Genomic DNA, 13,280 nt, shown 5'->3' with positions numbered 1-13,280 from the left:
CGATACATGAAAAACCGGTTTCTAAAACTGTTCCTTGCCATCGTGTTCCTGGAAACTTTCCCTTCGGCGTCCGCGCAGACCTGCGAAGTGGACCTTTCGGGAGAGTGGCGGTTCCAGACGGACGTGATGGATTTCCGCCGAGGATCGCTTTCGCCCAGGTACAACCATGAACTTCAAGAGACGATCACGCTTCCCGGCATCACCGACGACTACAAGATCGGGTATGAATCTCCCTACCGGCATGTCGATCGCCTGACGCGCGTCTACGAATATATGGGTCCGGCGTGGTACCAGCGCGACATCGAGTTTCCCGCCGACTGGAAGGGCAAGCGCATCTTCCTCTATTTCGAACGTACGCATTGGCTCAGTTCGGTGTGGGTGGACACCAAGGAGGTGAGCCGCATCGACTATATCAGCGTTCCGCACAACCACGACCTGACCGATTTCGTCACTCCGGGAAAGACGCACCGTATCACGGTGTGCATCGACAACCGCTTCCAGTACAATACCCACAAGTGGGACCACGCCCATACGGAGTTCACGCAGATCAACTGGAACGGCATTCTCGGCGAAATGAAACTGGTGGCCGTGGACCCGGTCTTCGTCGAGGACATGCAGCTTTACCCGCGCATTTCGGACCGGAGCGTCGAGGTGCGGATGACGATCGCCAACCATACCCGGAAGCCGTTCGAAGGCAAGGCGCTGTTCACCGTCTCGGGGAACGGGCTCGAACTGACCCGGGAAGTGCCCGTGAGCGGCGACGGGGAGACGGCAGACCTGACGGAACGCATTCCGCTGGGGCGGGATGCGAAACTGTGGGACGAATTCGATCCGAATCTCTATACGGTGACGTGCCGGCTGGCGACGACCGCCGGCGGACGAGCCTGCGAGCATGAAAAATCGGCTGTGTTCGGCTTGCGCGAGGTGGCTCAGGGCCGCAACCATGTGCTGCTGAACGGCCGTCCGATCCACCTGCGGGGTACGGTCGAGAACGCCGTTTTCCCGAAAACGGGACACGCGCCGCTCGACGATGCCGAGTGGGAACGGATCATGCGGATCGTCAAGGAGTACGGCTTGAACCACGTCCGTTTCCATTCGTGGTGTCCTCCGGCCGCCGCTTTCCGCATGGCCGACAAGTACGGCGTCTATTTCGAGATCGAAATGCCCATGTGGGGCAAGGATGCCGAGCCCGACGAGGCGCGCTACGACTTTTTCCGGCGTGAAATGCGGGCGATCCTCCGCGAATACGGCAACCATCCGTCATTCGTGCTCTACTGCAACGGCAACGAGATCACCGGCAATTTCGACTTCATCGAGGAGCTGACCTCCGACGGGCGCAAACTCGACACGCGCCATCTTTACAGCGGTTCGACCGCCCGCACACGGGTGCCTTCCGACCAGTATTACGTTTCGCAGCAGACCAACAAGGGGCCCGTGAAGGTGTACGAAGGCCGTCCTTCGACCGACTGGGACCGCAGCGTCGAATCGGACGTGGACGTGCCCGTCATTTCCCACGAGTCGGGACAGCGGTGCGTATATCCCGATTTCCGGGAGATCGAGAAGTTCACGGGGCCGGTGCAGGCCCGGAATTTCGAGCTGTGGCGCGAAATGTTGGAGGCGAACGGGATGCTCGATCAGGCCCACGATTTCTTCCGGGCGTCGGGAGCGCTGACCGTCGTGGAGTACAAGGCTGTGATCGAGGCGCTGCTCCGTTCGTCCAAGTCGGCCGGATTCCAGCTGCTGTCGCTCAACGATTTTCCGGGGCAGGGCTATGCTCCGGTGGGTGTGCTCGATCCGTTCTGGGATTCCAAAGGGCTGGTGACGCCCGAGGACTGGCGGGCGTTCTGCGCTCCGACGGTGGCTCTGTTGCGCTATCCGAAAAGCGCATGGTTCTGCGATGAGACCTTCACGGCGAAAGCCGAGGTGTACAATTTCAGCGGCTCGGCCCTCCGGAATGCGAAAATCCGCTGGTCGATGACCGACAGCGCCGGAAAGACCGTCGCCAGGGGATCGCTGAAAACGCAGACCGTCGGCGTCGATGGCGTTTTCCCGGTCGGGGAGTTCTCGATCCCCCTGAACAAGGTGGAGGGAGCGCAGAAAATGACCGTGCATCTGAGCGTCGGCGGGGAGATCGGCAACAGCTGGGACATCTGGGTCTTCCCGCGCAATCCGTCGCTGATGCGGTCGGACGACGACGTGCTCTATACGACGGAGTTCGACGACCGGGCGAAATCGTATCTGGCCGCCGGGAAAAAGGTGGTCTTCACCCCTGCGCCGGGCAAGGTCAAAGGGCGTAAATCGACTTTCCACAACCATTTCTGGAATCCGATCATGTTCGCCTGGGCGCCTATGACCATCGGCTGTCTGATCCATGCCGACGAACCGGTATTCGCCGATTTCCCGACATCGTACCACACCGACTGGCAGTGGTGGGACATTCTGGAAAATGCCAAGGTGATTGAGATGCAGCAGACGCCGCGCGAACTCCGTCCGTTTATCCAGGTGATCGACAGTTTCGACAACAACGAAAAGCTGGGTATCGGCTTCGAAGCCCGCGTCGGCGGCGGCCGGCTGCTCGTGCTGGCCGTCGATACCCGGAAGAAACTCGACGAGCGTCCTGCGACGCGCCAGCTGCTCGAAAGCATCGACAAATACGTCCGGAGCGATCGTTTCGATCCTCAGGTCGAGCTGGACGAATCGTTCATCCGTTCCTTCGTTCGATAAACCGTGAATCGCATGAACAGAAAGACGATACTGCTCTGCGGCTTTTTGCTGACGGCTCTCGTCGGAGGGGCGCAGGAGCTGAAAATGACCGGAAGCGCTCCGCTGACGCAGGTTTTCGGCGAGTCCGTCGAATCCGATGAACCGCTTCCGATGAACGATCTCGGGATGGAGTTCGGCTATGTGCTCTATGAAGCGGAGGTGACGCTTCCCGGAGGCGATGCGGAATTGGAGCTGGCGAACGTGCGGGACTATGCCGCGGTGTATCTCGACGGGGAGTTCCGGGGTACGATGACGGACAGCCGGAAAACGCTGACGCTGCATGCCGAAGCGGGCTCTCATGCGCTGCAACTCTATGTGGAGAATATCGGCCGCATCACCTACGGTCCGGAGATCCTCGACAATTCGAAGGGGCTGTTCGGCAGCGTCCGTCTCGGCGGCGAAGAGGTCGCCGGCTGGAGGATCACGCCGCTCGAAGTCCGCGATGCCGACACGGAGTCGCTCGATTTCGGCCCTCTGGGGCCCTGCAACGTTCCCTGCTTCCGCCGCGGGTATTTCGACTGTGCGGCCGGAAACGGCGTCTATCTCGACGTGTCGGGATGGGGGATGGGCGAGGTGTGGATCAACGGCCGTTATCTGGGCGCCTTCTGGGACGAGGAGAAGCAGCAGTCGATCCGGATTCCGGACGACGTTCTGGAAACGAAAGGGAACCGGATCGTCGTTTTCGACATCAGGAACAACGATCCGGATGCGGCGATGCGTCTTTCGGACAAACCCGTGTTCAAATAATCAGTACGAATAATCAATACGACCGAATGAAAAAGATCCTTATCCTCTGCCTGGCGGCGGTCTCCGTGGCCGGAGCCCGGGCACAGAAAACACACGGACGCATACCCGTTTACAAGGACGCGTCCCGTCCCGTCGAGGAGCGCGTCGGGGACCTGCTGTCGAGAATGACCCTCGAAGAGAAGGTCATGCAGCTCAACCAGTATACGCTCGGCCGGAACGACAACGCCAACAACATGGCCGATCCGGTGAACGACATTCCGGCCGAAATCGGCTCGCTCATCTATTACGGCAGTTCCCCCGAACTGAGGAACCGGGTGCAGCGCAAAGCCGTGGAGGAGTCGCGGCTCGGCATTCCGATCCTCTTCGGCCACGACGTGATACACGGTTTCCGCACGACCTATCCGATCTCGCTGGCGCAGGCTTGTTCGTGGAATCCCGCCCTGGTGGAAAAGGCCGCCGGGGTCGCCGCGCAGGAGGCCCGGATGTCGGGAGTGGACTGGACCTTCTCCCCGATGATCGACGTGGCGCGCGATCCCCGCTGGGGGCGTGTGGCCGAAGGTTACGGCGAGGACCCCTACGCCAATGCGGTCTTCGGTGCGGCCACGGTGAAGGGCTATCAGGGCGACGATCTGTCGGACGACCGCCATGTGGCTGCCTGCCTCAAACATTTCGCAGGTTACGGCGCTTCGGAGGCGGGCCGCGACTACGTATACACGGAGATTTCGCGGCAGACGCTCTGGGATACCTACCTGCCGCCCTACGAGGCGGGCATAAAGGCCGGAGCCGCAACGGTGATGAGCAGTTTCAACGACATCAGCGGAACTCCCGGATCGGCCAACCGCTATCTCATGACCGAGGTGCTCAAAGAGCGGTGGGGACACGACGGGTTCGTCGTGTCTGACTGGGGCGCCATCCAGCAGCTGAGGTCCCAGGGCGTTGCCGCCGACAAAAAGGAAGCGGCTGAAAAAGCCTTCGTCGCGGGACTCGAAATGGATATGATGAACCGCTGTTACGACGCCCACCTGGCCGAACTGGTCCGTGAGGGGCGTGTCTCGCAGGAGCAGCTCGACGATGCCGTCCGGCGGGTGCTTCGGGTGAAATTCCGGCTGGGACTGTTCGAAAGGCCCTACACTCCGGATTCGACCGAGGAGGAACGTTTCCTGCTGCCCGAGAGCCTTCGGATCGCCGAGGAGCTGGCCGCGGAGTCGATGGTGCTGTTGAAGAACGAAGGCGACGTGCTGCCGCTGAAAGGCGTCCGCCGGATCGCGGTCGTCGGTCCCATTGCCAAAAGCCGTTATCACCTGCTGGGATCGTGGTCCTCGAAGGGCGATGCGGAGGACGTGGTGAGCGTCTTCGCGGGACTGGAAGCGGAATACGGGGACAAAGCGGAACTGCTCTATGCCCAGGGCTGCAACTTCGACGGGGAGGATGCTTCCGGCTTCGGGGAGGCCGTCGCCGCGGCGTCCGCCGCCGACGTGGTGGTGCTTTGTCTGGGCGAGAAGCGGGATTGGAGCGGTGAGAACGCTTCGCGCTCCTCGATCGCGCTGCCCGAAATTCAGGAACGGCTGGCGCGCGAACTGGCGAAGACCGGCAAGCCGATCGTGCTGGTGCTTTCGAGCGGCCGTCCGTTGGAGCTGTGCCGGCTCGAACCGCTGAGCGCGGCCATCGTCCAGATGTGGCAGCCCGGTCTGAGGGGCGGCGGTCCGCTTGCGGGAATCCTCGCGGGACGGATCAATCCGTCGGGCCGGCTGGCGATGACCTTTCCCTATTCGACCGGCCAGATACCTATTTATTATAATCACCGCCAGAGCGCACGCACGCATCAGGGCAAGTATCAGGACATTCCCAGTACACCGTTGTACGGGTTCGGCCACGGGCTCAGCTACACCACGTTCGAATACGGCGATCTGAAACCGTCGGCCGTGACGTTCCGGCGCGGTGACAAAGTGACGGTCGAGATCGCCGTGACCAACACCGGAAAGATGGATGGAGCCGAAACGGTCCATTGGTTCGTGTCGGACCCGGTGTGCACGATCTCGCGTCCGGTCCGGGAGCTGAAACATTTCGAGAAACAGCCGATCCGGTGCGGCGAAACGCATCTCTTCCGGTTCGAGATCGACCCCGAGCGGGATTTGAGTTTCACGGACGGCGACGGCCGGAGATTCCTCGAAACGGGCGATTACTATGTGATCGTCAAGGACCGCAAGGTGAAACTGACGCTGACGGAGTAGCCTCCGGCGGAGGTTCGCGTCGAAACTGCCCGTGCGAAATTCGTTTCGCACGGGTGGTTTGTGTTTTCCTCGCCTCGTTTCCGGCCGGGTTTCGGTGTCGCAACGACACTTTTATGGGGCACACCGTTTCTCCGCGCCGCATCCGATTCGATTTTTTGCTATCTTTGTCTTTCGATAAGTCGTGAAAGTATGCCGAAAAGTCGTTGCTGTCTGCTGTTCCTCTTGCTGTCGGGCCTGCAAGCTGCGGCACAGCATCCCGACGACGAATACTATCCCTATGCCGAACGCGAGGAGCTGCGCGAGACGCTTGCGACCGATTCCGCGATCTTCTACCGCGCCGTGCAGGGCGTTTCGGACCTCTACGGCGACCATACCGATTTCAATCTGCCGCAGGTGGCGCGGAAGCGCCGCGGGCTGGATCACCGCGCCGTGCGCACGTCGCTCTCGGGCGTGGATTTGTCCTATCGTTATCTGCCGCTTCTGCGCCTGCTGGGGGCTGAGGAGGAGCGTTGCGCGGGGCTTGCGGCGGCCTCCGGGGAGTGGGCTCCTGCCGGCGGCGTGAGGTTGTTCCGGTTTCCGGAAGGGGAGCCGCTGCAACCTTATTTCGCTTCGGTGCGCTTCACCGACCGCAACTATCTTTTCGGGGCCCGGGTCGCCGCTTCCGGGACCCTCGGCAGCGGATGGAGCCTTTCGGCCGCCGCCGATGTCCGCACGGGCCGCGACATGCACGTCGAAGGGGTCTTCACCAACGCCCTGACCGCCGGACTGCGCCTCGCGCGGCGCTTCGGTCCGGGGCACGAACTCGCCCTGCTCTGCATCGTGCCGCCCTCGACGCGGGGCACGCGCCTCTCCTCTTCCGAGGAGGCTTTTTCGCTGACGGGCGACCGGCTCTACAACCCTGCGTGGGGATTTCAGGACGGCCGGGTCCGCAACTCCCGCGTGCGGCGCGAGACGATCCCGCTGGCTCTCGTCACCTACGGCGTTCCGCTGTCGCCCGCGACCTCGTTCACGGCGGCTTTCGGCGCCGAGGCGGGCATTTCGAAATACAGCGTGCTCGACTGGTACGACGCCCGGACGCCGATGCCCGACAACTACCGCTACCTGCCGAGCTACGCCGGCGACCGGGAGACCGAACTGGCGTGGCGTTCGAACGACCCGCGCTTCACGCAGATCGACTGGGACGAACTGATCCGCCGCAACCGCATGGCCGGAGGGCACGCGGTCTATGCGTTGGAGGACCGCGCCGAGCGGCTCTGCAATCTCTCGCTGAACGCACTTTTCACCACCGATCCGGACCCGCGGCTGACACTCCGTTACGGAGTCGCCTTCCGGCGCGGGACGACCCGTTCCTACAAACAGATGCGCGATCTGCTGGGTGCGGAGTACGTCACCGACATCGACCGGTTCCTGGTCGATGACGACACGTACAGCAATCTGTTGCAGAACGACCTGCGGCATCCCGACCGTACGATCCGCGAGGGCGGCCGCTTCGGCTACGACTATGCGCTCACTGTCCGCACGGCCTCGGTCCGGGTGCAGGCCGACTACCGCTCCGACCGCTTCCGGGCCGACCTCTCCGCCGAGCTGGGCAGCGGGGCCGTCAGCCGCCGGGGCTATTACGAAAAGGAGCTCTTTCCCGGGGCGCAGTCTTACGGACGCTCGCGGGTGATGCGCTTCACGCCCTATGCTTTCCGGGTCCTTGCCGGCTGGGCCTTCACCCCGCGCTGTTACCTCGAAGCCGCCCTGCTGGCCGATGCGCGGATGCCCGCAGCGGAGGACCTCTTCTATCAGCCCCTTTACAACAACCGCACGATCGACGATCCCGTGCCCGAACGCACCTCCGCCGCCGAACTCGGCTGGCGCCTCACGGGCCCTGTCCTCGATTTGCAGGTCACGGCCTTCGCCGTGCTGACGCTCGACGGCACCGAGACGCGCCGCTATTACGACGACATGGCCTCGGTCTACTGCGATATGGCCGTCACCGGGATCGGACGCCTCTCCTGCGGTGTCGAAGCCGCCGCCGACATCCGGTTGTCCTACCGCTGGCGGCTGTTGCTGGCCGCCTCGGCGGGACGTTACAAATACGCCCGCGACCCGGTCGTCACGGTGATTTCCGATGTGGACAATTCGGCCGTGGACATGCGTGCCGTCAGCCGCATGGGCGGCTGCGAGACGGGAGGCGCTCCGCAGCTGACCGCCGCGGCCGAACTGGCCTGGTTCGGGACGAAAGGGTGGGGATGCCGCGCTTCGGCGGGCTTCGCCGGACGGCGTTTCGTCGAGCCGATGCCCCTGCGCCGCACCGACCGCATCGCCGGGCAGGCGGGCATCACGCACGAGGCTTTCGACGCCTTCACCCGGCAGGAGCGGCTGGCGGACGCCTTTACGCTGGATGCGTCGTTCTTCAAAACCGTCCGGTTCGACCGCTCGCGGCTGACCGCGGCGCTGATGCTGCGCAACCTGCTGGGCGACGCCGATACGCCCTACGGCGGTTACGAATCGTTACGTGTGCGCCGCATCCGGCCGGGCGACGACACCCTTTACACGCCCCATGCCACGCGCTACACCTATGCGTGGCCCCGTTCGTTCTATCTTACAATCTCTTACCGATTCTGAGCGGATCGTAAAAAAACGTCCGGTTTTTTTGGATTTTACGATGAAATTCGTATTTTGTAAGGGCGAAAGAACCCTAAAACTTCCAAAACCATGATTATCGGTATTCCAAAAGAGATCAAGAACAATGAGAATCGCATTGCTCTTACCCCTGCGGGCGCTCAGGAGCTCGTGAAGCGGGGACACAAGGTTTATGTGCAGGCTTCGGCCGGTGTGAACAGCGGTTTCGCCGATGATGATTATATAGGTGTGGGGGCCGAGATGCTCCCCACCATCGAAGAGGTCTATGCCCGGGCCGAAATGATCCTCAAGGTCAAGGAGCCGATCGCCCCCGAGTACAAACTCATCCGCCGCGACCAGCTGGTCTTCACCTATTTCCATTTCGCCAGCAGCGAACCCCTCACGCGGGCCATGATCGACAGCGGGGCCGTCTGCTGCGCCTATGAAACCGTCGAACGCGCCGACCGTTCGCTGCCGCTGCTGATTCCGATGTCGGAGGTCGCAGGCCGCATGGCGACGCAGGAGGGGCGTTATTTCCTCGAAAAACCCCGCGGCGGCAAAGGCGTGCTGCTGGGCGGCGTCCCGGGGGTGAAACCCGCCAAGGTCTTCGTGATCGGCGCCGGGGTGGTCGGTACGGCCGCCGCGCGCACGGCGGCCGGAACGGGCGCCGACGTTACGATCTGCGACATCTCGCTGCAACGTCTGACCTATCTGGCCGACGTGATGCCCAAGAACGTCAAGACGCTGATGTCCTCCGAATACAACATCCGTCAGGAGCTGAAACACGCCGATCTGGTGATCGGCTCGGTGCTGATTCCGGGCGCCAAGGCCCCGAAACTCGTCACGCGCGACATGCTGAAAGATATGGAGCCCGGCACGGTGATGGTGGACGTGGCCATCGACCAGGGCGGCTGCTTCGAGACATCGCATCCCACCACCCACGAAGACCCCGTTTATTATGTCGATGGGATGCTCCACTACTGCGTGGCCAATATCCCGGGCGCCGTGCCCCGCACCTCGACCCTCGCGCTCACCAACGCCACGCTTCCCTATGCCATCCAGCTGGCCGACAAGGGCTGGCGGCGCGCCGCGAAGGAGAATCCCGAACTGGCTTCGGGTCTGAACATCATCGGCGGCAAGGTGGTCTGCAAACCCGTCGCCGACGCCTGGGGGCTGCCTTACGAACCGCTGGAACTCTGACGCTTCCGGCTCCGCGGCGGCCTTCCGGGTACCGGAACGCTCCGAAAGGCCGCCGCGATGCCGCAAACCGGCCGGTTATCATCCGAAAATTCGGCGCCATTCTTTTTGAAATTCTTGAAAAATTTGTATATTTGCAAGTAAACGAATGGGTTACGATGGTCGTTCGTGTTTCGAACCGTGCGAAAAACAGGCCGGAATATCATGCGATTCGTAGGAATACGGCGGGTTTTCATTACAGATCGTAATCAAAAGGTCCCGAAATTTAGGTGCGAGGTTCGGCGGTGTGCGGGGTGTTCCGGATGCCGGGCACCGGACGACGGTTTCCCCGTACCGACTGAATATAGTGCGCCGCCTCAGAAACCGGGCGGTAATAAAAACCAAGAGTCATGAAACAAATCGCCAAGAATCTTTCCTTCGCAGGGATGTTGCTGCTCGCCGGCTTCTTTGCCTCGTGCAAGGACGATGAAGATCCCATTAAGGATCTGACCGTCAGAATTTCCCCCCCCCTCACGCGGATGAATATGTAATCGAGCAGGGACAGCATTTAGAAATACCCTTTACGGTAGGTGAGGCGAAAAACGCCGAACTGACCGCCACGGCTTCGGCCGACAAGACCGAATACACGGTCGCAGCGACTCTTTCCGAATCCGATCCCGGATCGGGAGTCATCACGGTAACGGCCCCCGATCTCATCCTTTCTCCCGTTACCGTCACCGTCACCCTCAAAGTTGACGATTCCAAAACACAGCGTTCCGCAACCGGAACGGTCGCCGTATCCTCGAAACTCATCGACGGATTCACCGAAATCACCGCTCCCGCCAACTGCTATGTGGCAGCTCCCGGAGCTCTCGTGAAATTCCCCGCAAATATCGGCAACACGACCGAAAAGGCCGCTTTCCAGACGGCGGATCTCCTGTGGCAGGACGTCGCCGGAATGGTCGAACAGCTCATCGCCGCTCCCGAAGAGAACTGCGTCTATGCAGTTCTCAAATCCGGTGTGAGCGGCAATGCCGTCGTCGCCGTCAAGAACGCCGACGGAGCCGTCGTGTGGAGCTACCACCTTTGGGTGGCCGATTTCGATCCCGATGCGAACGTCATGACCTGGACCGACTCCGAGAGCGGCACCTCTTATAAGATGATGGACCGCTATGTGGGCGCCGTCAGCAACCAGCCGGGCAGCGACCTTTCCAACGGTCTGTTCTACCAGTGGGGCCGCAAGGACCCGTTCGGCTCCTCGAATTACGAAGGCAAGCTGAAAGCTATGTACGACATGGCCGGCGCAGAGGTGACGCGCACCGTCGAGCCTGTTTCGGTAACAGATAACATGCCGAACGCCATTCTGAATCCTCTGACGCACTATTCCGGTGTCAGCGGAGGTAATTACAGCTGGCTTTCCAACAACAAGGGTTCTGCCGACATTGATGCGATCAGCGATTATTGGGGAGGGGTTACCGGTGTACAGACCAAATACGACCCGTGTCCGGCGGGTTGGCGCGTGGCGCCGAGCGGTGCATGGTATTTCTATACCGATTCCAACGTCACTGTCGAAAAAGTTTTCGCCGAAGGCGTGGATGCTCCTGCCAACAAGGACCTGCTCGGACGTTATGTCAGCACCGACGGCGGAACCACGAAATTCTGGTTCCCGGCCCAAGGTGAAGTTGCCCACGCCGGCAGCTATGGAAATGGCATCGGTACGAACTGGCCCAGTTCGAAGACATGGTCTTCGACCGTTGATGCGGACAATTTCCGGGTTTGGGCGACGAGCATTTCTCCAACTACCGTATCTCCGAAAGGCGGTATAGGCTTTGGTTACGAACTTCCCGTGCGCTGTGTGAAACTCTGATCGGATTCCAAAAACCTTTTTAACTCAAATACGTATGATTTCAATCAACAAACTCGGCAAGAGCCTGCTTGCCGCATTGCTGCTGACAGGGGCTGCGACCATCGTGTCGTGCGGCTCGGACGATTCGGACGACGGTCCGAAGCTCGGGGAACTGAAAGCGATCTTTTCGTCGGATAATTTCTCGGTCGAGGCCGGCGGGACCGTGTCGCTTCCCTTTACCGTGACCGGAGTCGAAGGCGCCACGCTCGCTCTGAGCGCTTCGGCTTCCAATACGGCTGCCGCGACGAGCGTCACCACCGACGCCAACTATTCGGGGTCGGTCGAGTTTACCGCTCCGGCGATTACCGACGGTGAGACGATCTCCGTGACGCTGACCGTCACCGACAGCAAGAACAACCGCTCGACGACGGCCCAGACCTCGGTGACCGTGGGGGCTTCGGAGAAACTCGCCGTCGCGCTGAGCGCCGACATCAAGTCGATGGCCACCAAACCCGGCGGTTCGTTCGAACTGCCCTTTACGGTGACGGGCATCGGCACGGCCACGATCGCTTCTGACGTGACCCTGACCGCCACGTCGGGTTGGAGCGCCGCGTGCGAATGGGGTTCGGACAAGAGTTCGGGCAAGATCAAGGTGACGGCTCCGGCCGCTCTCACCCCGACGCTCGCGCTGTCGATGACCATCTCCGACAACCACAACCGTACGGCGAAGCTCGAAGCGACGCTGACGATCGTCGAGATCTCGATCGCAGCCAATGCCGCCAACTGCTACATCGTGGCTCCGGGCAGCACGCTGACCATCAAGGCTGTCGAGGGCAATTCGACGACGGAACTCAATTTCAACAACGCCGCGCTCGTATGGCAGGACGCTCTGGGCATGGTGAAGTCCGTTTCGGCGAACAGCACCGAAAAGGTGGTGGTCGTACAGCTCAACCCCGGGATTGCGGGCAACGCCGTCGTGGCCGCCAAGCTCGACGACGTGATCGTTTGGAGCTGGCATGTCTGGGTCGCCGACTACGATCCGATGAGCGATCCGTTCGTCTGGACCGACAAATCGACGGGTACGAGCTATACCTTCATGGACCGGAACCTCGGTGCCCGGAATGCTGAGAAATACAGCGCCGGTGCGCTCGGCCTGCTCTACCAATGGGGCCGCAAGGACCCGTTCGTAAATGCTGACGGCACGGAATCTTCGGTTTACGTGGCCAAATACGACATCGACGGCAACCGGGTGCGCGAGGTCAGCGAGGAGCGTCCGACCTATCCGTCGAGCGACTACGAGAGCACCAACCTTCAGTTGGCTATTCAGAATCCGACCATTTTTTATACGGCACCCAGTTCGTCGTATCCCGTACAGGATTGGCTGACCGACGACGCGCAGCGTCAGGACCATGACCTGTGGGGCGGCGTTTCAGGTTACAAGACCAAGTACGATCCGTGTCCCGAGGGCTGGAAGGTTCCCGTTGCGGGTGCTCCGTGGGGATTCCGTAGTGAATATAGGAAAACAGGCGGTTTGCAAGATGATGGTGCTTATGATGCTACTGCTCCTTGGTACTGCGACTATGTTAATGATAATGGTTTCCGTTACAAGCAGGCCGATTCGGGCAAGGAGTACTGGTTTCCTTTCACTGGTAAAAAAGACGTTGTGACCGGCGTGTTGAACGGGGTCGGCAGTGGTGCCAACTACCATACGGCGACTCGTCAGAACACGTTGGCCATTATGGAGTTGTTCGCGTGGGGCAATCCGGCCAGCGAGACGGGTCTCAACCGTCCTTACGGTTCTTCGGTTCGTTGCATCAAGGAGTGATGACCGCCCCGGAAGCGTAGAAATCGGAGGGGTTGCCGGCCTGTCAGGCGGGCAACCCCTTTTATCAGCAATTCAAACCCGC

Annotated in this window: 8 protein-coding genes; all 8 read left to right on the top strand. The window is 61.1% G+C overall.

Annotation, left to right across the window (positions count from 1 at the left end):
* Nucleotides 1–6 precede the first annotated feature (6 nt).
* The 8 genes from NQ519_RS00325 to NQ519_RS00290 all read left to right on the top strand — a co-directional run bounded on the left by NQ519_RS00325 (nucleotide 7) and on the right by NQ519_RS00290 (nucleotide 13,198).
* Nucleotides 7–2,724: a sugar-binding domain-containing protein gene (locus NQ519_RS00325; RefSeq protein WP_019150061.1), complete on the top strand. Its 2,718-nt coding sequence runs from the start codon at nucleotides 7–9 to the stop codon at nucleotides 2,722–2,724.
* A 12-nt stretch (nucleotides 2,725–2,736) separates the two neighbouring features.
* Nucleotides 2,737–3,510 (top strand): hypothetical protein, encoded by a 774-nt coding sequence (locus tag NQ519_RS00320; RefSeq protein WP_019150062.1) that lies wholly within the window; start codon nucleotides 2,737–2,739, stop codon nucleotides 3,508–3,510.
* Nucleotides 3,511–3,536: 26 nt separating this feature from the next.
* Nucleotides 3,537–5,741, top strand: coding sequence for a glycoside hydrolase family 3 N-terminal domain-containing protein (locus NQ519_RS00315; RefSeq protein ID WP_019150063.1), 2,205 nt, complete (start codon nucleotides 3,537–3,539; stop codon nucleotides 5,739–5,741).
* A 189-nt stretch (nucleotides 5,742–5,930) separates the two neighbouring features.
* Complete coding sequence (locus NQ519_RS00310) at nucleotides 5,931–8,354, top strand: TonB-dependent receptor (RefSeq protein ID WP_019150064.1); 2,424 nt, start codon at nucleotides 5,931–5,933, stop codon at nucleotides 8,352–8,354.
* A 90-nt stretch (nucleotides 8,355–8,444) separates the two neighbouring features.
* A complete protein-coding gene (gene ald / locus NQ519_RS00305; protein ID WP_019150065.1) occupies nucleotides 8,445–9,551 on the top strand; it encodes an alanine dehydrogenase in 1,107 nt (368 codons plus the stop codon).
* A 386-nt stretch (nucleotides 9,552–9,937) separates the two neighbouring features.
* On the top strand, nucleotides 9,938–10,078 hold the full coding sequence (locus NQ519_RS00300; protein ID WP_154651041.1) for a hypothetical protein: 141 nt from the start codon (nucleotides 9,938–9,940) through the stop codon (nucleotides 10,076–10,078).
* 302 nt (nucleotides 10,079–10,380) lie between these two features.
* A complete protein-coding gene (locus NQ519_RS00295) occupies nucleotides 10,381–11,394 on the top strand; it encodes a hypothetical protein (RefSeq protein ID WP_227901061.1) in 1,014 nt (337 codons plus the stop codon).
* A 34-nt stretch (nucleotides 11,395–11,428) separates the two neighbouring features.
* Nucleotides 11,429–13,198 (top strand): hypothetical protein, encoded by a 1,770-nt coding sequence (locus tag NQ519_RS00290; RefSeq protein ID WP_019150068.1) that lies wholly within the window; start codon nucleotides 11,429–11,431, stop codon nucleotides 13,196–13,198.
* The last annotated feature ends 82 nt before the right edge of the window (nucleotides 13,199–13,280 follow it).

This window comes from Alistipes senegalensis JC50 (genome assembly GCF_025145645.1).
In the GTDB taxonomy this organism is placed as follows: Bacteria; Bacteroidota; Bacteroidia; order Bacteroidales; family Rikenellaceae; genus Alistipes; species Alistipes senegalensis.
Note: the sequence above shows the minus strand (reverse complement) of the source record. Positions and strands in the feature narration are given on the sequence as shown.

What these genes read in the sequence shown, in the direction of transcription:
- NQ519_RS00325 (WP_019150061.1), top strand. Translation starts at nt 7, where the DNA reads ATGAAAAACCGGTTTCTAAAACTGTTCCTTGCCATCGTGTTCCTGGAA.
- NQ519_RS00320 (WP_019150062.1), top strand. Translation starts at nt 2,737, where the DNA reads ATGAACAGAAAGACGATACTGCTCTGCGGCTTTTTGCTGACGGCTCTC.
- NQ519_RS00315 (WP_019150063.1), top strand. Translation starts at nt 3,537, where the DNA reads ATGAAAAAGATCCTTATCCTCTGCCTGGCGGCGGTCTCCGTGGCCGGA.
- NQ519_RS00310 (WP_019150064.1), top strand. Translation starts at nt 5,931, where the DNA reads ATGCCGAAAAGTCGTTGCTGTCTGCTGTTCCTCTTGCTGTCGGGCCTG.
- ald (WP_019150065.1), top strand. Translation starts at nt 8,445, where the DNA reads ATGATTATCGGTATTCCAAAAGAGATCAAGAACAATGAGAATCGCATT.
- NQ519_RS00300 (WP_154651041.1), top strand. Translation starts at nt 9,938, where the DNA reads ATGAAACAAATCGCCAAGAATCTTTCCTTCGCAGGGATGTTGCTGCTC.
- NQ519_RS00290 (WP_019150068.1), top strand. Translation starts at nt 11,429, where the DNA reads ATGATTTCAATCAACAAACTCGGCAAGAGCCTGCTTGCCGCATTGCTG.